General features: G+C 65.0%; 14 protein-coding genes. 5 read left to right on the forward strand and 9 right to left on the reverse strand.

The window, feature by feature from the left end:
* Window positions 1-47: 47 nt before the first annotated feature.
* Window positions 48-668 (reverse strand): molybdenum cofactor guanylyltransferase MobA, encoded by a 621-nt coding sequence (mobA, locus tag VRZ08_RS19705; RefSeq protein ID WP_408019228.1) that lies wholly within the window; start codon window positions 666-668, stop codon window positions 48-50.
* 124 nt (window positions 669-792) lie between these two features.
* On the opposite strand from mobA, the gene VRZ08_RS19710 reads away from it, so the two are divergent.
* Both VRZ08_RS19710 and VRZ08_RS19715 read left to right on the forward strand, forming a co-directional pair.
* Window positions 793-1,050, forward strand: coding sequence for a sulfurtransferase TusA family protein (locus tag VRZ08_RS19710; RefSeq protein ID WP_414533611.1), 258 nt, complete (start codon window positions 793-795; stop codon window positions 1,048-1,050).
* A gap of 111 nt (window positions 1,051-1,161) precedes the next feature.
* Entirely contained in the window at window positions 1,162-1,527 is a 366-nt protein-coding gene (locus VRZ08_RS19715; protein ID WP_414533612.1) for a DUF6496 domain-containing protein, read from the forward strand.
* Window positions 1,528-1,751: 224 nt separating this feature from the next.
* Here VRZ08_RS19715 and VRZ08_RS19720 read toward each other — a convergent pair whose 3' ends face one another.
* On the reverse strand, window positions 1,752-2,636 hold the full coding sequence (locus tag VRZ08_RS19720) for a Ku protein (protein ID WP_408019231.1): 885 nt from the start codon (window positions 2,634-2,636) through the stop codon (window positions 1,752-1,754).
* A gap of 133 nt (window positions 2,637-2,769) precedes the next feature.
* Between VRZ08_RS19720 and ligD the strand changes: the two genes are divergently transcribed.
* Entirely contained in the window at window positions 2,770-5,532 is a 2,763-nt protein-coding gene (ligD, locus tag VRZ08_RS19725; protein ID WP_414533613.1) for a DNA ligase D, read from the forward strand.
* A gap of 107 nt (window positions 5,533-5,639) precedes the next feature.
* Here the strand turns inward: ligD and VRZ08_RS19730 are convergent, their stop codons facing one another.
* On the reverse strand, window positions 5,640-5,804 hold the full coding sequence (locus VRZ08_RS19730) for a DUF3309 family protein (protein WP_013501467.1): 165 nt from the start codon (window positions 5,802-5,804) through the stop codon (window positions 5,640-5,642).
* Between the two features lie 178 nt (window positions 5,805-5,982).
* On the opposite strand from VRZ08_RS19730, the gene VRZ08_RS19735 reads away from it, so the two are divergent.
* Complete coding sequence (locus tag VRZ08_RS19735) at window positions 5,983-6,291, forward strand: polyhydroxyalkanoic acid system family protein (RefSeq protein WP_164571258.1); 309 nt, start codon at window positions 5,983-5,985, stop codon at window positions 6,289-6,291.
* Between the two features lie 399 nt (window positions 6,292-6,690).
* Here VRZ08_RS19735 and treY read toward each other — a convergent pair whose 3' ends face one another.
* The 6 genes from treY to VRZ08_RS19765 all read right to left on the reverse strand — a co-directional run bounded on the left by treY (window position 6,691) and on the right by VRZ08_RS19765 (window position 20,979).
* Window positions 6,691-9,477, reverse strand: coding sequence for a malto-oligosyltrehalose synthase (gene treY / locus VRZ08_RS19740; RefSeq protein WP_414533614.1), 2,787 nt, complete (start codon window positions 9,475-9,477; stop codon window positions 6,691-6,693).
* On the reverse strand, window positions 9,478-11,250 hold the full coding sequence (treZ, locus tag VRZ08_RS19745; RefSeq protein WP_414533615.1) for a malto-oligosyltrehalose trehalohydrolase: 1,773 nt from the start codon (window positions 11,248-11,250) through the stop codon (window positions 9,478-9,480).
* Window positions 11,247-13,328, reverse strand: coding sequence for a glycogen debranching protein GlgX (gene glgX / locus VRZ08_RS19750; protein ID WP_414533616.1), 2,082 nt, complete (start codon window positions 13,326-13,328; stop codon window positions 11,247-11,249). Before glgX ends, treZ begins: the two co-directional genes overlap by 4 nt.
* Window positions 13,329-13,562: 234 nt before the next feature.
* Entirely contained in the window at window positions 13,563-15,713 is a 2,151-nt protein-coding gene (glgB, locus tag VRZ08_RS19755; RefSeq protein ID WP_414533617.1) for a 1,4-alpha-glucan branching protein GlgB, read from the reverse strand.
* A complete protein-coding gene (treS, locus tag VRZ08_RS19760) occupies window positions 15,710-19,012 on the reverse strand; it encodes a maltose alpha-D-glucosyltransferase (RefSeq protein ID WP_414533618.1) in 3,303 nt (1,100 codons plus the stop codon). The genes glgB and treS overlap by 4 nt, the downstream gene beginning before the upstream one ends.
* A gap of 11 nt (window positions 19,013-19,023) precedes the next feature.
* Complete coding sequence (locus VRZ08_RS19765) at window positions 19,024-20,979, reverse strand: alpha-1,4-glucan--maltose-1-phosphate maltosyltransferase (protein ID WP_414533619.1); 1,956 nt, start codon at window positions 20,977-20,979, stop codon at window positions 19,024-19,026.
* A gap of 207 nt (window positions 20,980-21,186) precedes the next feature.
* On the opposite strand from VRZ08_RS19765, the gene malQ reads away from it, so the two are divergent.
* Entirely contained in the window at window positions 21,187-23,145 is a 1,959-nt protein-coding gene (gene malQ / locus VRZ08_RS19770) for a 4-alpha-glucanotransferase (protein WP_414533620.1), read from the forward strand.
* Window positions 23,146-23,147 lie beyond the last annotated feature (2 nt).

Genomic DNA, 23,147 nt, shown 5'->3' on the forward strand with positions numbered 1-23,147 from the left:
GCGGCTGGATTGCTTCGCTCCGCTCGCAATGACGGGGAGATGGCCTGCTATTTGTCGCCCGCCGCGATCCGCTCGGCTTCCGCGACATCCTCCGGCGTATTGGCGTTGAAGAACGGATCGAATGGCATCACCGGCCACTCCACCTCGGCGCGCCGATAGCGCGCGGTGAAGCGTTCGACCTTGCGAATGTCCTCGTCGACCAAGGCGGTTCGCAGCGCCTCGCGCAGTGCCACCGGCCACAGTGCGATCACCGGATGCAGGTGGCCGCCGGATGCCGCCACGGCAATCTCGGCATTCTGAGCGAGTCGGGCCTGATCGAGCCGGGCCACCAGATCGCGTGGCAGAAACGGACAATCACCCGGCACGGTCAACACGTGGTGCGCGTCCGGCTGCGCCTTCGCCGCCCAATCCATCGCTGCCAGCACACCGGCGAGCGGGCCGGGGAAGTCGTGCACCGTATCGGCGATCACCGGCAGGGCGAAGCGGCCAAACCGGCTCGGATCGCCATTGGCATTGAGCGCCAGCGCGCCGCACTGCGGCTGCAGGCGTTCGATCACATGAGCCAGCAGCGGCCGGCCGGCGATCGACCGCAGTGGTTTGTCGCCGCCGCCCATCCGGCGGGCAAGGCCGCCGGCCAGGATGACGGCGGGTGGTCGAACATCAGCCATTGCGCACTCCGCCACGTCGTCACTCGGCAATGCCCGTGGTTAGCTCACCATGGCGTGGCTCGGCAATAAGAACGAGGCCGAAGGCAATTGACCGCGCGCCGCGGCTTCGTCATCGTCCGCCACCATGGCCAAGACAGTTCTCGATCTCACCGGGCTGAAATGCCCGCTGCCGGTGCTCAAGACCCGCAAGGCGCTGGCGCGTTTGCAGCCCGGCGATGTGTTGGAAGTCCGCTGCACCGATCCGATGGCGCTGATCGATATTCCGGTGCTGATCGGCGAGACCGGCGATCGCATCACCTCGAGTGAACGCCGCGACGAGATGATCGTGTTCGTCATCGAAAAGCTGGCCAGTGCACCGGCTGTGGACGGCGAGCAGGACTGATAGCTCAGCCAAGGAACCATCACCGACCGGCATCATTGATCATCGTTCCATAGGGAGGAGATCATGGCCCGGAAATATTCCAAGAAGGCGTCCGCCAAGGTCGGCCGCGCGATGAAGAAGCGCAAGGCCGGCACGCTGAAGAGCGGCGGCTCCGGCAGGAAGGTCAAGAGCCGCAAACAAGCGATCGCGATCGGTCTGTCCGAAGCCCGCGCCGAAGGGGCGAAGGTGCCAAAGAAGAAAACCGGCAAGAAGGCTGCAAAGGCGTCGAGCAAGAAGGCCACTAAGTCCGGTCGTAAGACGACGAAGAAGACGACCAAGAGGACGACGAAGTCCAGCAGCACGCGGGCCGGGACGAAGAAGTCATCAGGCCGCAAGTCGTCGAAGTCATCCAGTACGCGAAAAACATCCAGCGCGCGAAAATCGTCCAGCCGCAGATCGTCGTCGCGCAAGTCTGCCAGGAAGAAGTCGTCGGACTGAACACGTACCACTCAAGCACGAGTCATTCCGGGGCGCCGCGCAGCGGCGAACCCGGAATCTGGAGATTCAGGGTACTGACGGTTCGGCAGCGCAGCTGCAAAATAACTTCGAGATTCCGGGTTCGCGAGCTGGCGCTCGCGCCCCGGAATGACGTGCGTGGGGCAAAGCTTCAAGGCGTCCTAAGCTATCAGAGCAGCATGACGCGCCGCTCGATCTAAGCCAACTCACCCCGCCTTGCGCTGCCTTGCGTTGGAGCGGCGGGCTTTGGTGGTGGTGCGGGAGGAGCGGGAGGCTTTGCGGCGGCTATGGGCCTTGCCGGTTTTGGTGCCGGATTTGCCGCCTTCGAGACTCTGCTTCAGCGCATCCATCAGGCTGACCACGTTGCTCTCTTTCTCCTCGGGTTCGGGGAGCTTGATCGACTTGCCGGAGGCCTTGCGCTTGACCAGCGCCTTCAGCGCGGTTTCGTATTCGTCCTTGAATGTCTTGGGATCGAAATGCGCCGCCTTGGTTTCGAGGATGTGGCCGGCGAGCTCGATCATGTCCTTGGAGATTTTCGGCGACTTGATGCCGTCGAAATACTCGCCCGCATCGCGCAGCTCGTAAGGGTAGCGCAGCGTGGTCGCCAGCAGGCCCTTGCCGAACGGCTCGATCGCCAGCACATGCTCGCGATTGGTGAGCACGATGCGGCCGAGCGCGACGCGGCCTTTGTCCTTCATCGCGTCGCGGATCACCGCGAAGGCATCGACGCCGGCCTTGCCGTCCGGAACGATGTAATACGGATGATTGAGGAAGCGTTGGTCGATTTCGTCGGCCGGCACGAAGCTGTCGATGTCGATGGTGTGGGTGCTCTCGATCTGCACCGCTTCGAGTTCGTCCTTTTCGATCTCGATGTACTTGCCCTTGCGCACCTCGTAGCCGCGGGCCTTCTGATCCTTTTCGACCACCTCGCCGGTGTCTTCGTCGATCATCTGCTGCTTCAGCCGATTGCCGGTTTCCGCATTGATCATGTGGAAGCGGGTCTTCTCGACGCTGGTCGTCGCCGGATACAGCGCCACCGGGCAGGTGACGAGGGACAGCTTCAGCGTGCCCTTCCAATAGGCGCGAGGCATGGGAATTCTCCGAGGGCTCGAGCAGTCGCGACCGGGCGGTCACGTCGATGCTATCATGGGTGGAACTTGAACGGGCATCCCGGGTTTTGGTTCCGACCAAGCCCAGCCTGTCGGCGGTGAGTAAGGAGCGACGGTGGCCAGCAACAAGCTCAGCATCTACCGCAAGAAACGCGACTTCGAGCAGACCGCGGAGCCGCGCGGCGACGCCAAGGTGGCGCCTTCGAAGCAGCGTCGGTTCGTGATCCAGAAGCACGATGCCACGCGTCTGCACTACGACCTGCGCCTGGAATATGGCGGCGTGTTCAAGTCATGGGCGGTGACCAAGGGACCGTCGCTCGATCCGCACGATAAGCGCCTCGCTGTCGAGGTCGAAGATCATCCGCTGGACTATGGTGACTTCGAAGGCACGATCCCGAAGGGCCAGTATGGCGGCGGCACCGTGCAGCTCTGGGATCGCGGCTATTGGGAGTGCGACGATCCCGAGCGAGGCTTCAAGACCGGCGACCTGAAGTTCACCCTGCATGGCGAGAAGCTGCATGGCAGCTGGGTGCTGGTGCGGATGCGGCACGACCGCAATGGCGGCAAGCGCACCAATTGGCTGCTGATCAAGCACCGCGATGATGACGCCCGCGAGGGCGACGCCAACACCGTGCTCGACGACGACCGCTCGGTCGCCTCGGGCCGCGCCATGGAGACGATCGCGGCGGGCAAGGGGAAGGCACCGAAGCCGTTCATGCTGCGCAAGGCGGCCGCGAAGGTGACGGCGGATGCGGTGTGGGATTCCAACACCGGGCTCGCGGCGGATCAGCGGGCGGAAGCCGGCGGTGCGAAGAAGGCGACGAAAGCCAAGCCGAAGACGCCTGCCAAAGCGAAACCTGCTAAGGCCGCAAAGCCGGCGGCGCGGAATAAGTCGGTCAGTCGTGGCAAGCGCGCGGCGATGCCGGATTTTGTGCCGCCGCAGCTTTGCACCTCGGTGGAACGGCCGCCCAGCGGCGAAGGCTGGGGCCACGAGATCAAGTTCGACGGCTACCGGATGCAGCTCCGGATCGAGCAGGGACAAGCCAAGCTGCTGACACGCAAGGGCCTCGACTGGACTGGCAAATTCAGCGCGATCGCGGAAGAAGCGGCGTCGCTGCCGGACGCGATCATCGACACCGAGGTGGTGGCGCTGGATTCGCACGGCCAGCCGGATTTCGCCGCGCTGCAGGCGGCGCTCTCCGACGGCGATACCGACAACCTGATCTGCTTCGCGTTCGATCTGCTGTATGCGGAGGGCGAGGATCTGCGCCGACTGCCGCTGTCGGAGCGCAAAGAGCGGCTCGCCGCTTTGCTGAAGGCCGCACGTGGCCGTCGCAAGGAAGGCCTGATCCGCTACGTCGAGCATTTTGAAACCGGCGGCGACGCCATTCTGCAGTCGGCCTGCAAGCTGTCGCTCGAAGGCATCGTCTCGAAGAAGCTCGATGCGCCGTATCGCTCCGGCCGCAGCGGCGGCTGGACCAAGGCGAAGTGCCGCGCCGGCCACGAGGTGGTGATCGGCGGCTGGAAGACCACAAACGGCAAATTCCGTTCGTTGCTGGTCGGCGTTCACCGCGGCGATGACCTCGCCTATGTGGGCATCGTCGGCACCGGGTTCGGCCAGGACGTCGTCAAGCGCATCCTGCCCGAGCTGAAGGCGCATGAAACGGGTAGCAATCCGTTCAGCGGCGCCAATGCGCCGAAGAAGACGCGCGAGATGCATTGGGTGACGCCGGAGCTGGTCGCGGAGATCGAGTTCGCCGGCTTCACCGGCGGCGGCATGGTGCGTCAGGCGGCTTTCAAGGGGCTGCGCGCCGACAAGCCGGCTGCGGAGGTCGAAGCCGAGGAGCCGCAGCAGGTCGAGCTCGCCGAGCCGAAGCCGAAGCGCGGCGCCCGCAAGGCCGCCAAGAAGCCTGCGAAGAAGACCGCCAAGAAGGCGGCTACCAAAGCCGCGGCGCCGCGGAAGGCCGATGCGGCACGGTCGGAAGTGATGGGCGTGGTGATCTCCAAGCCCGACAAGGAGCTGTGGCCGGAGAACGAGATCAGCGGCACCGTCACCAAGCGCGATCTGGCCGATTACTTCGCCGAAGTGGGCGACTGGCTGATCCCGCACATCAAGGGGCGGCCGTGTTCGATCGTGCGCGCGCCTGACGGTATCGGCGGCGAGCTGTTCTTTCAGCGGCACGCCATGCCGGGAATGTCGAACCTGATCGAACTGGCGAAGGTTTCCGGCGATCGCAAGCCCTATGTGCAGATCGATCGCCTCGAAGGCCTGATCGCCGTGGCGCAGATCGGCGGCGTCGAGTTGCATCCTTGGAACTGCGCGCCGAACCGCTACGACGTGCCGGGACGGCTGGTATTCGATCTCGATCCGGCGCCCGAGGTCGGGTTCGACGAGGTGATCATCGCCGCCAAGGAAATGAAGCAGCGCCTCGAAGCATTGGGGCTCGCGACGTTCTGCAAGACCACCGGCGGCAAGGGCTTGCACGTCGTGGTGCCGCTGAAGCCCGACGACAATGTCGACTGGAAGGCGGCCAAGACGTTTGCCCAGACGGTGTGTGCGCAGATGGCCGAGGACAGTCCCGAGCAATATCTGCTCAACATGTCGAAGCAGAAGCGCACGGGAAAGATATTCCTCGACTACTTGCGCAACGACCGGATGTCGACGGCGGTCGCTGTACTGTCGCCCCGAGCCCGCACCGGCGCCACCGTGTCGATGCCGGTGACGTGGTCGCAAGTGAAGGCCGGCCTCGACCCCAAGCGCTACACCATCGAGACAGTGCCCGCGTTGATGAAGCGAACCAAGGCGTGGGCCGACTACGACGAGGCGGCAGCCCCGCTGAAGCCGGCGATCAAGACGCTGACGTCGGGCGCATCATGAGCCCGGCGTGACGCGAGTCCGTACCGCTGACTCTGTGCCGCATACGTGGATGCCCGGGACGAGCCCGGGCATGACAGCGTCGATCGGCAGATCGAGGACAGGTTACGTCAGATCTTGCCGAGCAGCAGCAGGATCAGCAGGATCACGATCACCAGACCGAGGCCGCCGCCGCCGTAATATCCGGTGCCGTAGAACGGTCCGCCGCCCACGCCGGTGAAGCCGCCCAGCAAGGCGATGATCAGAATGATGAGGATGATTGTGCCGATGGACATTTCCGCTCTCCTTGTCGCGGCGGGTCGCCCGAGTGCTCCGCCTGCTGGGAGTGAGAACACGGCGTAACAACGAAGGTTCCGAAGCGGAAACTTGAGATATGGCGCGCCGCCCTGTTGTTTTCGCAATGCTCACTTAGATAGGGGAGTAATCAACCCACGCAGTGACGAGGACGCCCCAATGTCAGCTCCGCTTGTCGTATCGATCCCTCATCGCCTCGGCCGCGACGAAGCGCGCCGCCGGCTGCAGACCGGCCTCAGCCGCGCAGCGATCAACGTGCCGATCCTGAAGGTGGATGAGGAGACCTGGCGCGGCGACCAGATGCTGTTCCGCGTCCGTGCGCTGGGCCAGGTCGCGGCGGGTCATGTCGATGTCGCCGAAGATCACGTCCGGCTCGAAGTGCGTCTGCCGTGGCTGTTGCAGAAATTCGCCGATGCGGCGCGCGTCGTGATCCAGAAGCGCGGACACCTGATGCTCGAGAAGAAGTAACAAGTTTCGTGCGTCGCACCAAATTATGGCGCTGCAGCAAGTAGTTATCGGTAAATTGCATTAAGTTGTAAGTAACCGAATCTTGGAATGCTGGTCGTGCGGGTGAGGGAACCGATTTCCTGATCGGCACAAACCCCGTCAGGCCGTCCGGCTCCAGCTCCCGGGCGGCCTCGGTGTTTGTGGGAGGGCACGATTGTTCGCCGCTGCCGATGCCCGGATTCTTGCACAGTCTCTCCCCGAGTCATTCCGGGGCGCGCGCAGCGCGAACCCGGAATCTCGCAGCGAGCAGGGCTTTGCGGGCGTCGGTGCCCGCGGCAGATTCCGGGTTCGCTCGCTACGCGAGCGCCCCGGAATGACGAGGCAGGGCTGCGCTGACAGTCTGCAGACCACGCGGCCTGCTCAGCCGCGTCGGATTCGCTTCGTGCCTGTCAGGCGCGCACGATGCACGGCGACGGGGAGGTGGCGGAACAGGTCGCGGAGCTGCAGTTCGCCCGACGCGTTCTCGCCATCGCCGGTTTCGACCGCGTAGCCTTTGGTATCGATCGCGCCATCATACGCATCGGCGGTCGGCCAGTGCCGGCCATCATCGGACACCGCAGCGAGGCCCTTCGCCACGACGACGATCACTGCGTCGCTGCCGCGGGTGCGGGCGAACGCGACGATGCGGTCGCGGTGGGCGCCTTTCACGGCAAGCGGCCGATAGTCGCCGTCGGCGAACAGCTCGGCGTGGTCGCGTCGTAGCCGCAGCAGCCGATGCGTCCAGGCCAGCTTGACGCGGCCGTCGCTCCAATTTGTGGTGAGGGTTTCCCAGTCGGGCTGGTCGTGCAGTGACTCCAGCGCCGCAGAACGCGCGTCGAAATCCACCGGACGGCGGTTGTCGGGATCGACCAGCGAGAAATCCCAGAACTCGGTGCCCTGATAGAAATCCGGCACGCCGGGCATCATCGCCTTCAGCGACACCTGACCGAGCCCATTGAGTGCGCCGAGCAGCGACAGCCGGCGGTGCAGGGTCTCGACCGACTCCAGGAATGCACCCGACAGCGCCGGGTCGAGGATGCGGTCGATGAAGGTGCGCACGCCTTCCTCGTAAGCGAGGTTCGGATTGAGCCAGTTGGTTTCCTGCTTGCCCTCGCGAGCAGCCTTCAGCGCGAAACCCTGGAAGCGGTCGGCGAAATCCGGATCGGGCGTCAGCGGCCAGGCGCCGAGCAGCGCCTGATACAGCATGTATTCGAACGCGGGCGAGGGCGCGCGCATCTCGCCGTCGACGACGAGGTGCGGCGCGTTGAGCAGCTTCCATTTGCCGACGGCGCTGGCCCATTCGCCGGGGATTTCGGCGAGGGATAGCAGCCGCGCACGGGCGTCCTCGCCGCGCTTGGCGTCGTGCGTCATCGTCGCGGTCATGCCGTGCGGCCAATCCTGGGCGCGGCTCTGCATCGCGGCGTGGAATGCGGCGGTCGGCATCTCCGGCGCGGCCGGATCGCCGCCGACCTCGTTCAGCGCCAGCAGCCGGTGATAGCGATAGAACGCGGTGTCCTCGAGCGACTTCGCCATTGTCGGCCCGGTGAACTGCTGCACCTTGAGGGCGAAGCGGCGCACCCGCGGCTTGGAGTGTGGCGCGCGGCCCGGTTTCACCATGTCCATCGTCAGCACATCTTTGAGGAATTCGAAGATGCCGTCGTCGGCACCGAACCAGTCGGCCCGCGCCTTCGCGATGGTGTCTTCGATCAGCCGGCGGTCGAGCTGGGTTGGGCTGTTGCCGGTCAGATAGGTGCGATACACTGGGAAGTGCAGCACGTAGAGCTCGAACGCCTGTCGCAGATTGTCGGCGGAAAAATCGCGGGTCGAGTAGTGACCTGATGCGATCCGCGCCAGCAGCCGGGTGAGCACGGTGAACTCGCTCAGCAGCAACGTCTCCAGCACGCGGCGCTTGGCGGCCTTGAGCACTGGATCGAACGCCGGCGACAGATTGCTGGCCTGTCGCCAGGTCTCGTCGAGCGGCTTCAGGCCATTGCCGTCGAGCAGCACGCGGGTGATGACGTTGAGCCATTCATAGCCGGTGGTGCCGTGGACGCCGGCAAAATGATGCAGCGCTTCGCCTTCGCCGAGGATCTTCTCGATCACCGTGTAAAGCGGCGGGGCGCCAGCGCCTTGCGCCTCGCGGGCCAGCCGGCGGAGCCGCTGGAAGTACTGCGCCGGGTCGCGCAGGCCGTCGATGTGATCGAGCCGCAGACCCTGCAGCTGGCCGTCGGCCAGCAGCTTCTTCACCCGGCTGTGGATCGCCTCGAAGGTGCCGGCGTCTTCGACCCGCAAGCCGGCGAGGGTGTTGACGTCGAAGAACCGCCGGTAGTTGATCTCGCTCGACGCCAGTTGCCAATGGCCGAGCTTGTAGTGCTGGCGCTCCAGAAGGTTGTGCAGCGTCTGGATCTGCTGGGTGCGGCCTTCGCCGGCGCGGTAGGCATCGAGCCCGCGCGCGATCACGTCCGCGGCGCCGGAGATCGTCTGCAGCGCCGCCTTGAATTCGGGTGCTTCCTTGCGCGTCGGACGGCGCAATCCGGTGTAGCGCGCGGCAAGCTCGAGGATCGCGCGGCCGGCGTCGGTCTCGGCGGCGTCCGCCTCGCGCACGATGGTGCGCAGGATCTCGCTGTAGCGCTGCGGCGCGATCGGCAGCCGGTGTTCGTAGTACCAGGCCGAGAAGCTGCCGTCGGCAGGGTCATAGCGCAGCTCGATCTCGCCGCCTTCCAGCGCTTTGCCGTAGGACGAGCCGATGATCGGCAGCAGCACGCCGCCGCGGGCGCGGAACGGCAGCATCTCCCAATCGATGTCGAACGAGGCCGCATGCGGCGAGGCCGGGCCCCATTCCAGGACGTCGAGCCACCACGGGTTGTCGGCATAGTGCACGCCGACATGGTTGGGGACGAAGTCGAGGATCAAACCGATGTCATGCTGCTTCAGTGCCGCGCTGAGCCGGGCGAAGCCTTCTTCGCCGCCGAGCTCGGGATTGAGTTGGGTGTGATCGACGATGTCATAGCCGTGGGTCGATCCCTTGCGCGCCTTCATGAACGGCGACGCGTAGAGATGCGAAATCCCGAGGCGCTTCAGATAGGGGACGATTGCGGCGGCGTGGTGGAAACCGAAATCGGCGGTGAGTTGCAGACGGTAGGTGGCAGTCGGAATGACAGGAGGCATTTAGGATTGCTCGAGGCGCCAGGTCACCGCCCACGGCGGAATGATCCGGTTCCAATCGTCGCCCCACAGAATCGTTCCAACGTCTGCGCCGGCGGCGCCGGCCTCGCGCTCGCTGTCCGCCAGATTTGCCGCGAGCCGCAACGTCGATCCATCGCCGAGCCGCCACGTTGCGGTCAGCATCCCATCATCGGCAACCGCCGCTGTGCCGAACCGCGCACCCGCGAGCCGCGGCACGATCATGTTGCGGCGAATCTGCAGCAGCCGAGACACCAGAGCCAGCCGCTGCGCGCCGCCGCCGCCGTCGCGCTCCCGCCAATCGAGCACGGCGCTTTTGAACGTGTCCTCGCTCAGCGGATCGGGGACGTCATCGCCATACTTCTCGTAGGCGCCGGCGAACTCCTTGCGGCGGCCGGCACGAACCGCTTCGGCGAGTTCGCCGTGGAAGTCGCAGAAGAACGGGAACGGCGCTTGCGAGCCCCATTCCTCGCCCATGAAAAGCATCGGCACCATCGGCGCCAGCAGCGTAATCGCCAATGCTGCTTCGATCGCCGCGGGCTTGGCGAGGCTCTCCAGCCGGTCGCCGAGCGCGCGATTGCCGATCTGGTCGTGGTTCTGCAGGAAATTGACGAAGGCCAGCGGTGGCAGTTCGCCGCTCGGCTCGCCGCGCGGAGTGCCGCCGCGATGCGCCGAGGGTTCGCCCTGATACGCAAACCCGGAGCCGAGCGCGCGGCACAGATGATCGAGCGGCGCATCGGCATAATCGGAATAGTAGCCCTGGCGCTCACCGCTCAGCGCGACGTGCCAGGCGTGGTGATAATCGTCGTTCCACTGCGCCCGATACTGCCCGCGCGGCGGATCGGTGACGGGATCGAGCACGGCGGCGATATTGTCGTCGTTCTCCAGCACCAGATGGATGTGCCGGCCGGTCTCCGCCGCGAGCTTACCTGCCTCGCGGGACAATTCGTGCAGCATCGGAATCTCGCCCTGATCCGGGATCGCATGCACGGCGTCGAGCCGCAGCCCGTCGAACCTGTAGTCGCGCAGCCAGTGCAGCGCGTTCTCGATCGCGAACGTGCGGACTTCGGGAGCGTAGTAGTTGATCGCGTTACCCCAGGGCGTGTGCGAGTCCGAGAAGAAGCCCGGGGCATAGCCGCCGAGGTAATTCCCTTCCGGTCCGAAGTGGTTGTAGACCACATCGAGAAACACCATCAGGCCGCGCAGATGCGCTTCGTCGATCAGCGCCTTGAGATCCTCGGGGCGTCCGTAGGCGCTGTCGGGCGCGTACCACAGCACGCCGTCATAGCCCCAATTGCGCCGGCCCGGGAAATCCGCCAGCGGCATCAATTCCAGCGCGGTGATTCCGGTCGCGACCAGATGATCGAGCTTGTCGATCATGGCACGGAAGCTGCCCTCCGGCGTGAAGGTGCCGACATGGGTCTCTAGCAGCACGGTCTCGGCCCACGGCCTGCCGCGCCAATCGGCGGCGCGCCAGGCGTAGGCGCCGTGGTCGATCACTTCGCTGGGCCCGGCGATATCCTCGGGCTGAAACAGCGAGCCGGGATCAGGAACCTGGAGATCGCCGTCAAGCCGGAAGCGATAGCGCGCGCCCGCGCCGATTCCGCCAATCTCGGTTTTGTGCCAGCCCTTGTCGTCGCGCTGCATCGGATGCGGCGCGCCGTCCAGCATCACTTCCACTTTTTTCGCGTTGGGCGCCCACAGCCGGAATTCGGCGCCGTTCGCAGTGAGACGCGGACCGAAGCTGCGTCCGGTCATGCGATCGTCCCGGCGAAGGCGAGCACCGAGCGAGGCGGCGCCGCACTCGCACTGCCGCACTTCAGCGGCGCGACTTGCACGGTGTCCTTGGTAGTATCGAACAGCTGGTGCCAGACCGGATAGTCGCTGGTCTTCGGCAGGTGGAAATCGATCGCCTCAACGCCGGAGTTCAGCACGATGAAAATCGCATCGCCGCCGGGCTCGCTCGGGCTCAGCATGTAGGCGAGGAAGCGGCCGTCGGGAAACGCCCAGTCCTGCTCGGTCATCTCGGCGGCCGATGGCGTCAGCCACAACACGCCGTAGGAGCCGTCGGCGCGGCGACCGTCGAGCCAGCGCCGCGAGCGCAATTGCGGGAAGCGGCGGCGGATGTCGGTCATCAGGCCGACGAACTCCACCATGTCGTCTTCGGTGTTGGCGCCGTCCCAGCCGACCCAGCCGATGTCGTTGTCCTGGCAATAGGCGTTGTTGTTGCCGGATTGCGAATTGCCGACCTCGTCGCCGGCGAGCAGCAGCGGCACGCCCTGCGCCAGGAACAGACAGGCGAGCTGGTTCTTGCGGAGCTGGCGGCGCATGCCGAGAATCTTCGGATCGTCGGTCGGACCTTCGACGCCGCAGTTGATGCTGTGATTGTCGTTGGAGCCGTCGCGATTGTCTTCGCCGTTGGCGATGTTGTGCTTGTGCTCGTAGCTGAACAGGTCGGCGAGCGTGAAGCCGTCGTGCACCGTGACGTGGTTGATGCTGGCGCGCGGCATCCGGCCATCGCGGTTGAACATGTCGGACGAGCCGGTCATCCGCCGCGAGACTTCGCCGATCAGGCTGCCTTCGCCGCTCCAGTAGCGCCGCATCACGCTGCGATAGCGGTCGTTCCACTCCGACCATTGCGACGGAAACGCGCCGACCTGATAGCCGCCCATGCCGAGATCCCACGGCTCGGCGACCAGCTTGACGCCTGCCAGGATCGGATCCTGCCTGATCGCGGTGAAGAAGCCGGAGTTGCGATCGAAGCCGTTCGGGCCGCGCGCCAGCGTGGTGGCGAGATCGAACCGGAAGCCGTCGACGTGGCAGACTTCAACCCAGTAGCGCAGGCTGTCCATCACCATCTGCAGCACCCGCGGATGGGTCAGGTTCATCGAATTGCCGCAGCCGGTGAAGTCGTCGTAGTAGCGCGGATTGTCCGGCTTCAGCCAGTAGTATGAGGCATTGTCGATGCCGCGAAACGACAGCGTCGGACCGAGATGATTGCCCTCCGCGGTGTGGTTGTAGACGACGTCGAGCAGCACCTCGATCCCGGCATCGTGCAACCGCGCCACGGTGGTGCGGAATGAGTCCAGCGGATTGTCCTTGTCCGGCGCGTAGCGGACCTCGGGCGCGAAGAACGAGATCGTGTTGTAGCCCCAGTAATTCACCAGCTTCTTCTCGACCAGGATGCGGTCATCGACAAAGCCGTGAACTGGCAAAAGTTCAATTGTGGTGACGCCCAGCCGCTTGAAATGCGCGATCATCGACGGGCAGGCGAGGCCGCCGAATGTGCCGCGCAGCCCGGGCGGCACATCTTCGCGCTGCTGGGTCAGGCCTTTGACGTGAGCCTCGTACACGATGGTGTCTTCCCAGCGCACGCCGGGCCGGGTCTCGCGCCGGCCGCTGCCGACGGTCTCGTCGACCACCACTGCCTTCGGCATGCCGCGCGCGTTGTCGCGGCGGTCGAACGACAGGTCCTCGCGGGGCGAACCGGTGCGATAGGCGAAGTGCGCCTCGCTCCACACCAGCCGGCCGTTCAGCCGCTTGGCGTAAGGGTCGAGCAGTAGCTTATGGGCGTTGAAGCGGTGGCCGCGATCGGGATCGTAGGGACCATGCACCCGATAGCCGTAGAGCTGGCCGGGCGAGACGTCGTTCAGGTAGCCGTGCCAGACGTCCTCGGTGCGTTCCGGCAGTTCGATCCGTTCCAACTCGCGGCGGCCCTGGGCATCGAACAGGCAGAGCTCGACCTTGTGGGCGTTGGCGGAGAACAGCGCGAAGTTCGTGCCGCGCCCGTCCCAGGTCGCTCCGAGACGGGAGTCGGTTCCGGCGGTGAGGCGCATAGCGAGTGTCCCGATCACGAAGTTCGCATAGCCTGCGACTGTCTTTGTTAGCGAACTTCGAAATCGAAGAACACTAGTAAATCTGCCATTCTGACGTGGCTTTGTGCAAAACGATGCCCGATCGCACGGGCATCGCCAAACCATCACACTCGCGCGTGCGGGATTTCACGTAACGGATACTCGCCGATCGTCGCCGGACCGCGCGCGAGCTTGGCGCTGCGCGCGGCACAGGCGTCAATCCTCCGGCGTCAGGAAGATCGCGGCCAGCGGCGGGATCGTCAGGCTGAGCTCCGGCACCAGACCTTCGAGGGTGCGGACCTCGCCGCCATTGCCGACATTGCTGCCGCCGTAGCCGGCCGCATCCGAATTGAACACCTCGCGCCAGCGACCGGGGAACGGCACCCGCACGCGATAGTCCTGGTAGACGTTCGGAGAGAAGTTGACGATCACCAGGCAGCGCGAGCGGGTATCGTTGCCCTTGCGCATCCAGGCGAACACGTTGCGATTGGCGTCTTCGGTGATCAGCCATTCGAAGCCGAACGGATCGCAATCGAGCTGATGCAGCGCCGGCAGCGACCGGTACAGCTGGTTGAGGTCACGCAGCAGCGCCTGGATGCCGGCGTATTTCGGATATTCGAGCAGGTGCCAGTCGAGCGAGCGATCGTGGCTCCATTCGCGTTCCTGGCCGAACTCGCAGCCCATGAACAGCAGCTTCTTGCCGGGATGACCGAACATGAAGGCGTAATACGCGCGCAAATTTGCAAAGCGCTGCCACTCGTCGCCCGGCATCCGGCCGAGGATCGAGCGTTTGCCGTGCACCACCTCGTCATGGGACAGTGGCAGAATGAAATTCTCCGAGAAGGCGTAATGCAAGCCGAACAGGATCTGGCCGTGGTGATATTTGCGGTGGATCGGATCCTTGCTGATGTAGTTCAGCGTGTCGTGCATCCACCCCATGTTCCACTTGTAGCCGAAGCCGAGCCCGCCGAATTCGACCGGGCGTGACACCTGCGGCCAGGCGGTGGATTCTTCCGCAGCGGTTGTGGCGTGCGGGAAATTGGCGAACACCTGGCTGTTGAAGCGGCGGATGAAGTCGATCGCCTCGATGTTCTCGCGGCCACCGAATTTGTTCGGAATCCAGCCGCCGGCGGGGCGGCTGTAATCGAGATACAGCATCGACGCCACCGCATCGACGCGGAGGCCGTCGATCCCGTAACGCTCCAGCCAGAACAGCGCGTTGGCGGTGAGGAAATTGACGACTTCGGTGCGGCCGTAATTGTAGATCAGCGTGCCCCAATCGAGATGCCGGCCCTGCATCGGGTTGGCGTGCTCGTACAGTGCGGTGCCGTCAAAATTGCCGAGGCCGTGCGGATCGTCCGGGAAGTGGCCCGGCACCCAGTCGAGGATCACGCCGATGCCGGCGGCATGGCAGGCGTCGACCAGCGCGCAGAAATCTTCCGGCGAGCCGAACCGCGAGGTCGGGGCATACAGACCGGTGGGCTGATAGCCCCACGAGCCGTCGAACGGATGTTCGCTGACGGGGAGGAATTCGACGTGAGTGAAGCCCATGTCGCGAACGTAGGCCGGCAGCTGCTCGGCGAGTTCGCGGTAGGTCAGCCACTGATCCCCGTCTTTGCGGCGCCACGAGCCGAGATGCACCTCGTAGATCGACATCGGCGCCGACAGCGCGTTGATATTCTCCGGGGCCGGCCGCGGCTTCGGCAGCTGGGTGGCATCAACCACGATCGAAGCGGTCTTCGGCCGAATCTCGGCGGCGAAGGCGAGGGGATCGGACTTCTGCGGCAGCTGCTCGCCATGCGGGCCGGAGAGGTCGAACTTGTAGTGATCGCCGGCACGGGCGCCGGGGATGAACAGCTCCCAATAGCCGTTGCCGCGCACCCGCATCTGGTGGCGGAGCGGATTCCAGTAGTTGAAGTCTCCGACCACGCTGACGCGGCGCGCGTTCGGCGCCAGCACCACGAAGCCGACGCCGGCGACGCCTTCCAGCTCCATCGGATGGGCGCCGAGCTTGTCGTATAGCCGCTGGTCCGTGCCCTCACCGAGCAGGTAAAGATCGAAGTCGGTCAGGATCGGCGGGAAGCGGTAGGGGTCCTGCAGCTCGATCGTCGCGTCGCCGAACCTGGCACGCAACGTGTAGCGCGGCGAGCCGCCGGGCAGCTTGCCGGTGAACAGTCCGGCCGGATGCGCCTGCTCGAGCGGGGCGGATTCGCCGTTGTCGTTGACAACGTCCACCGCCGCGGCGTCGGGCAACAGCACGCGGACCACGGTGCCGCCATCCTCCGGGTGTGCGCCGAGATAGCGAAACGGATCGGCGTGACGGCCTTCGAGAACTGCGTAGGCTTCGTCGCTCAGTTGCACGGTCATGGAAGCTCCTCGGGAGGCGGCGACAGGATGCGCAGGAGGCCGGCAAGCGGCACGCGCACCCAGTCGGGACGATGTGCGATCTCGTAGTCGATCTCGTACAGCGCCTTTTCAATCAGGAAGAAGTCGAGCACGCGGTCCGCGGCTGCGGTATCCGCCGGCCACACCGGGCTGTCGCCCATGGTTCGGCGATAGCCATCGAGGAATGCCGCGGTGGCGCGAATCCGCCATAGATCCAGGGCCTCGGTGAGCCGGCCGGACTCTTCGGATGCGGCCTTCAGTGCGCGATCGAGCGCCGCGGTGGTCGAATAGTCGATCGAGCGCACCAGGCCGGCGACGTCGCGCGCGGCCGGCGCCTTGGCGCGGCGCTCGGCCATGGTCCGGCGCGGCTCGCCTTCGAAGTCGATGATGTAGATGTCGTCCTTGACGATCAGCATCTGACCCAGATGGAAGTCACCGTGATGGCGGATGTTGAGCCCGCCGTCGTCGCCAAGCAAGCCATGGATGCGCGACATCAGCGTCTCGCGGGCTGCCAGCAGTTCATCGACCAGCGGCCGGTCGGCCTCTTTCAGCGCGTCCCGACGCCGGCGGAGTTCATCGAGCACGCGCTCGGCCGACGCCGCCACGATCTCGGCCCAGCCGCGCGAGGCTTCGGCGTTGATCGGCTCCGGTGCGAAGTCGGCCACTTCCGGATGGCTGGCGAGCGCGATGTGCATCTCCGCCACCCGCTGGCCGGTCCGCTCCATGAAGTGCAGATACGGCGTGAGCTGATCGCCCTCGGCCTTCTCTTCGCTTCTGACCAGCACCCGCTGCTCGTCGATGTAGCGATCGAGATAGGCGGAGGTCACGGTCCAACCGTCGCCCTGATTGCGGGCGAATTCGTGCACCACCGCCACCGCACTGGTCTTGTCGCCTTCGATCAGCTCGACGCTGCCGAGCAACGCAGGCGTGTTGGTATAGCCGGCGACTTCAGTGAGGAAGCGCCCCATCTCCAGCTCCGGATTGATGCCGGTCTGCAGGCGCCGGTACAGCTTGACCACGTAGTCACCGTCGACCAGCGCGGTTGAATTCGACTGTTCGGTCTCGACGGCGCGGATGTTCTGGAACGGACCGGCCGGCCTTTCCGCCAGCTTGGAGCCGGGCCGGAATTCCAGCCGGTCGCCATTGTCGCCGGTCACGGTGAGGGAGGCGCGGACGTTCTCCAGCAGGAGAGCGATGAACGACGGATCGGCCGCGACATCGAGCAGGGTCCCCTCGCGGGCGCCCTGACGGACCGCGGCGTAAGCCCGCGGATTGTAGCGCTCGCGGTCGAACCGCACCCAGTCGATCTGCATCGGCAACAGATAGCGCGAGGTGGCGCCGCGTAGCGTCGCCTCGAAGAAGGCGAGCCACGGCCGGTTGTCGCCGTCATTGGCGAACGGGATCGCCGAGGTGAGCCGCGGATGGATCGCACGTGGATTGCGCTCCGGAAACCAGCGGGTGCGGGACAGGAAGGTCGGCAGCACCTCGTGCTCGAACATCGAGCGGGTGCGGCCGAGCGTCATCCAGGTCGAGCCGAGCGGCACCACCAGGGTCACGAATTCCGGCACGGCCGACACCGGTGCGACGTGCGGCGCGGTGCCGGGCTCCTGGAGCTTGAACCAATAGAAACCGAACGGCGCCAGCGTGATCATGTAGGGCAGTTCGCCGATCGGCGGGAATTTGGTGCGGCCGAGCATTTCCTGCGGCACGCGCTCCTTCCATGGCGACAGATCGAGCTCGGTCGCCTGCGCGGCGCGCGACAGGTTGGCGACGCAGAGAATGACTTCGTCCTCATACTGCCGGACATAGGCCAGCACCGCGCGGTTGCTCGGGCGGATGAACGTCATGCTGCCGCGGCCGAAGGCCAGCGTCGACTTGCGCACCGCGATCAGGCGTTTCATTGCGCTGAGCAGCGACGACAGGCTGCGCTGTTGCGCCTCGACATTGACCGAGGCGTAGCCGTACACCGGGTCCATGATCGGCGGCGCATACAGCCGCGCCGGATCGGCGCGCGAGAATCCGCCGTTGCGGTCGGGCGACCACTGCATCGGGGTGCGGACGCCGTTGCGGTCACCGAGATAGATGTTGTCGCCCATCCCGATCTCGTCGCCATAATAGATGATCGGCGTGCCGGGGAACGACAGCAGCAGCGAGTTCATCAGCTCGATCTTGCGGCGATCATTGTCCATCAGCGGCGCGAGGCGGCGGCGGATGCCGACGTTGATCCGCGCCCGCGGATCGGCCGCATAGGTCTTCCAGAGATAGTCCCGCTCCACGTCGGTGACCATTTCGAGCGTCAGCTCGTCGTGGTTGCGCAGGAACATCGCCCACTGGCAGTTCGCTGGAATCTCCGGCGTCTGTCGCATGATGTCGGTGATCGGGAAGCGGTCTTCCTGCGCGATCGCCATGTAGATCCGCGGCATCAGCGGGAAGTGGTAGGCCATGTGGCATTCGTCGCTGTCGCCGAAATATTGCTGGACGTCCTCCGGCCACTGGTTGGCCTCGGCGAGCAGCAGCTTGCCCTTGGCATAGGCGTCGAGTTCGGCGCGCAGCTGCTTGATGACCGCGTGGGTCTCGGGAAGATTCTCGTTGTTGGTGCCGTCGCGCTCGCACAGATACGGAATGGCGTCGAGCCGAAAACCGTCGACGCCGGTGTCGAGCCAGCGCTTCATCACCTTGACGACGGCGCCGACCACGCGCGGATTGTCGAAGTTGAGATCCGGCTGGTGCGAGAAGAAGCGGTGCCAGTAATACTGGCCGGCTTCCGGATCCCAGGTCCAGTTCGACTTCTCGGTGTCGGTGAAGATGATCCGGGTGCCAAGATATTTCTGGTCGGTGTCGCTCCAGACGTACCAGTCGCGCGCGCTGGAATTCTTCGGGCTGCGCCGGGCCCGCTTGAACCAGGCGTGCTGATCCGAGGTGTGGTTGATGACCAGCTCGGTGATGACGCGCAGATTGCGCTTCTTGGCTTCGACGATGAAGCGGCGGAAGTCCTTCATCGTGCCGAAGTCGGGATTGATCGAGCCGTAGTCAGCAATGTCGTAGCCGTCGTCGCGCTGCGGCGACGGATAGAATGGCAGCAGCCACAGCGTGTTGACGCCGAGCTCCTGCAGATAATCGAGCTTTTCGGTGAGGCCGGCGAAGTCGCCGATGCCGTCATTGTTGCTGTCGGCGAATGCCTTGACGTGCAACTGATAGATGATGGCGTCCTTGTACCAGAGCTCGTCGGAGGTTTCCGCGTCAGATCCGTCGATCGTCGTGATCGGTGTCATTTCATTCATGGCTTCCGCACTCACGCCAGGCAACGGAACAGCAGCGCCGGGTCCCGATGCGGATCCATCCGCAGGTTGATCCCGCCCCAATCGAGCGCGTGGCGTTCTCCCGTCAGCAGGTTCTCGACGGCAACGACCGGCCGGCGCTCGCCGGCGACCTCGATCTGAACGTCGCCGAGCGGCAGCCAGAATTCATGGTAGTCGCTGCTGAGCGCGATCGCGACCGCGACCGCATTGGTGCCGTCGACGGACGTCTTGACGAAGCCGGTCACATTCGGGTCCTGTACGTCGAGGAAGCGGAGATTGCTGGTCTGCTGCAGCGCTGGGTTCGCGCTGCGGATGCGGTTGATGTCGCGAATGTAGGGCTTGATGTTGCCCGGCTTGTCCCAATCGCGCACCTTGATCTCGTATTTTTCGGAATCGAGATACTCCTCCTTGCCCGGGATCGGTTCGTGCTCGAGCAACTCGAAGCCGTTGTAGATGCCATAGGTCGATGACAACGTTGCGGCGAGAACGAGGCGCGACTTGAACATCCAGGGCTCGCCACCCTGCAGATGGAAGGGCAGGATGTCCGGCGTGTTGGTGAAGAAGTTCGGCCGATAGAAGTCGCGCTCCGGATAGTCGGTGAGTTCGCGCAAATATTGCTCGATCTCCCACTTCTGGGTGCGCCAGGTGAAGTAAGTGTAGGACTGCGTGAAGCCGAGCTTGGCCAGCCCCTTCATCAGTTTCGGCCGCGTGAAGGCTTCGGCCAGGAAGATGACGTCGGGGTGACGAAGCTGCACCTCGCGGATCAGCCATTCCCAGAACCGCAGCGGCTTGGTGTGGGGATTGTCGACCCGGAAGATCTTCACGCCATGATCGGCCCAGAACAGGATCACGTCGCGCAGCGCATTCCACAGCGAGCCGGCGTCTTCGCAGGAGAAATCCGGGTTGACGATGTCCTCGTATTTCTTCGGCGGGTTTTCGGCGTATTTCATCGAGCCGTCCGGTCGGCGCTTGAACCAGTCCGGATGCTGCTTTAGCCACGGATGATCCGGCGAACACTGCACGGCGATGTCGAGTGCGACTTCGATGCCGACCACCTCGCAGGCGTCGACGAAGGCGCGGAAATCCGCCAGCGTGCCGAGCTCCGGATGCACCGCGTCGTGTCCACCTTCCTCGGCGCCGATCGCATACGGGCTGCCGGGATCACCGGGCTCGGCCTTCAGCGCGTTGTTGCGGCCCTTGCGGTTGGTGTGGCCGATCGGATGGATCGGGGTGAAGTACACCACGTCGAAGCCCATCGCGGCGACGTCGGGCAGCCGCGCGATGCAGTCGCGGAAAGTGCCGTGGCGGCCAGGCTCGGTGCTCTGGCTGCGCGGCACCATTTCGTACCACGCGCCGTAGCGGGCGCGCGGCCGGTCGATCATCAGCGGCAGCGGTTCGGTGCGGGTGAGGTCGTGCCGCGCCTGGCTGGTTGCCATGGCGTCGCGCAGGTCCGGCGACAGCAGCGGCGTGATATCGCCGGTCCGTAGATATTCTTCGCAGCGCTGCTGGATCAGCCGCAGCACCTCAGGATCGTCGGTCTGCGCTTTGGTGAGCAGGCCCGCGCCTTCCAGAGCGTCAAGCGACAGATCCTGGCCGGCTTTCAGCTTGAGTTCGGCGCCATGACGCCAAGTCGCAAACTCGTCGGTCCAGGCTTCGATCGCATAAACGTGACGGCCGAGCTGCTGCGGCGTGAACGTCGCCGACCAGCGGTCATTGACGGCGTGCACCATCGGCACCCGCTGCCATGTGCCGTCCTGCTCACGCCGCCAGACCAACGCCGCGGCAATGACTTCGTGGCCGTCGCGGTAGATGTCGGCCCACACCTCGATCGGCTCGCCGACAATGCGTTTCACCGGGAATCGTCCGCCGTCGATCAGCGGATAGATGTCTTCGATGTGAAAGGCGCCGCGAGTTGCGGCGGTTTGAAGCGCTTGTGTCGACTTGTTCACAATAGCCCACGATCGATTGAGTAAGGTGATGCCCACGATCTAGGACGCACGTCCCATAGTGAACCGGGCGGTTCTCGATTACAAAGCTTCCAGGACGCGCTGGTTCCAATGGAACTCACCCTACGCAATCGCGTTCGATATGACTATCCTGTCGGCGGACAGGCGGATTCGCAGCGCACCCCGCGCGGCGTTTAGACAGCGTGCCTTATGGATTTATTCACTAAAGCTGCCGAGCTGGGCATCCAGACCGAGTTTTATGACGGTCAGGGCCGCCGCCACGTCACGCCGCCAGAAGCCCTGGGGCTGATCATCGACGCGATCCCGGAGGCGGCAGAGCGGCGATTGCTCGATCGGATCGTGGTGATCCGGCAGGGCGAGCAGAACCGTTCCGAGCTGGGGGCAGATGCGGCCCTCCCGGTGCGCTGGGTGATCACGGCCGAGGCGGCGACGCTGGCCGAAGGCACCGCCGAAGATCGATCCATCGCATGGCCGCAAGAATTGCCGAGCGGCAGCCATCGGGTGCGGCTGACGGACGCATCCGGCCACGCCGAAGAGGTGCCGCTTTTAGTCGCGCCGCCGCAGGCGTTTGGCGGCGCCTTCGATCGCTCCTGGCTGGTCGCCGTGCAGCTCTACAGCCTGCGATCGGCACGCAACTGGGGCATCGGTGACTTCACCGATCTGGCCGATCTGATCGAGCTCGCCGCCAGCCTCGGCGCCGGCGGCATCGGCCTCAATCCGCTACATGCGCTGTTCGACGATCGGCCGGGCGATTGCAGCCCGTATTCGCCGAACAGCCGGCTGTTTTTCAATCCGCTCTATGTCGACGTCGAAAGCCTGCCGGAGTTTTCCGGAAAAGATCGGCCGGTCGATGCCCAGACGCTGGCGTCGCTGCGCGATGGCGAACTGATCGACTATGCGGCCGTGGCGGCAGTGAAGTGGCGCGGGCTGCGCGCCGCTTACGAGACGTTCCGCACTTCGGCGTCGGCCGCCCGGCGCGACGCGTTCGAGGTGTTTCGCCGCGAGCGCGCGCCGCTGTTGACCCGGTTCGCGTGTTTCGAAGTGCTAAGGCACAAATTCGGCCACCCGTGGTGGGAATGGCCGGAGGAGTGGCGACAGCCGGATGATACGCGCTGCGCGCAGTTGCGCGCCGGGCCAGACGGTCCGGAGGTCGAATTCTTCGAATTCGCGCAGTGGTGCGCCGACGATCAGTTGCGCGGCTGCCGCGATCTCGCGGCCGCCCGCGGCATGAACGTCGGTCTTTATCTCGACGTCGCGGTCGGCGTGCAGAGCGACGGCTTCGATGCCTGGAACGAGCCGGCCGCGATCTCGCGGCTACTATCGGTCGGCGCGCCGCCCGATCCACTCAACACCGCGGGCCAGAATTGGGGCCTTGCCGGGTTCAACGCGCCGGGGCTGGAGCTGACCGGCTTCGCGCCGTTCCGCGACATGCTGCGCGCCTCGATGCGCTACGCGGGTGCGATCCGGCTCGATCATGTGCTCGGGCTGAACCGGCTGTATCTGGTCCCGCACGGCTTTGCCGCCAATCAGGGCGTCTATGTGCGGATGCCGCTCGAGGCTCTGCTGGCGGTCACTGCGCAGGAAAGCGTTGCGCATCGCTGCGTGGTGATCGGCGAAGATCTCGGCACGGTGCCGGACGGCTTCCGCGACCGGTTGGCTGCGTGGGGGATCTGGTCGTATCGCGTGATGATGTTCGAGCGCGACTTCCACCAGGGCTGGTTCTTCGGGCTCGATCACTATCTGCCGAACGCGCTGGTCACCTTCAACACCCACGACCTCGCCACCTATTCGGGCTGGCGTGCTTCGACCGATCTGCATCTGAAGCGTTCGATCGGGGTCGATCCCGGCGAGAGCGACGACAGCCGACGCCACGCGCTGGCGATGCTCGGCGATGCGCTCCGCAATCAGGGGATCGAGCACGACGATATCTACGCTGTGCTGACGTTCCTGGCGCGCACGCCGTCGCGGCTGTTGGCGATCGCGCTGGAAGATCTGCTCGGCGTGCTCGATCAGCCGAACGTGCCGGGCACGGTGTCGGAACATCCGAACTGGCGGCGGCGGCTGCCGAAGGCGATCGAGGACATCGCCGCCGTGATCAATCGCCAAGCGCTGCTCGCGGCGACCGCCGACCGTCGCACCGCGGGGTGACG

The organism is Rhodopseudomonas sp. G2_2311, from assembly GCF_047501505.1.
Lineage (GTDB): Bacteria > Pseudomonadota > Alphaproteobacteria > Rhizobiales > Xanthobacteraceae > Rhodopseudomonas > Rhodopseudomonas palustris_H.

Coding starts and splice junctions, on each gene's coding strand:
- mobA (WP_408019228.1), bottom strand. CDS start 668: ATGGCTGATGTTCGACCACCCGCCGTCATCCTGGCCGGCGGCCTTGCC.
- VRZ08_RS19710 (WP_414533611.1), top strand. CDS start 793: ATGGCCAAGACAGTTCTCGATCTCACCGGGCTGAAATGCCCGCTGCCG.
- VRZ08_RS19715 (WP_414533612.1), top strand. CDS start 1,162: ATGAAGAAGCGCAAGGCCGGCACGCTGAAGAGCGGCGGCTCCGGCAGG.
- VRZ08_RS19720 (WP_408019231.1), bottom strand. CDS start 2,636: ATGCCTCGCGCCTATTGGAAGGGCACGCTGAAGCTGTCCCTCGTCACC.
- VRZ08_RS19730 (WP_013501467.1), bottom strand. CDS start 5,804: ATGTCCATCGGCACAATCATCCTCATCATTCTGATCATCGCCTTGCTG.
- VRZ08_RS19735 (WP_164571258.1), top strand. CDS start 5,983: ATGTCAGCTCCGCTTGTCGTATCGATCCCTCATCGCCTCGGCCGCGAC.
- treY (WP_414533614.1), bottom strand. CDS start 9,477: ATGCCTCCTGTCATTCCGACTGCCACCTACCGTCTGCAACTCACCGCC.
- treZ (WP_414533615.1), bottom strand. CDS start 11,250: ATGACCGGACGCAGCTTCGGTCCGCGTCTCACTGCGAACGGCGCCGAA.
- glgX (WP_414533616.1), bottom strand. CDS start 13,328: ATGCGCCTCACCGCCGGAACCGACTCCCGTCTCGGAGCGACCTGGGAC.
- glgB (WP_414533617.1), bottom strand. CDS start 15,713: ATGACCGTGCAACTGAGCGACGAAGCCTACGCAGTTCTCGAAGGCCGT.
- treS (WP_414533618.1), bottom strand. CDS start 19,012: ATGAATGAAATGACACCGATCACGACGATCGACGGATCTGACGCGGAA.
- malQ (WP_414533620.1), top strand. CDS start 21,187: ATGGATTTATTCACTAAAGCTGCCGAGCTGGGCATCCAGACCGAGTTT.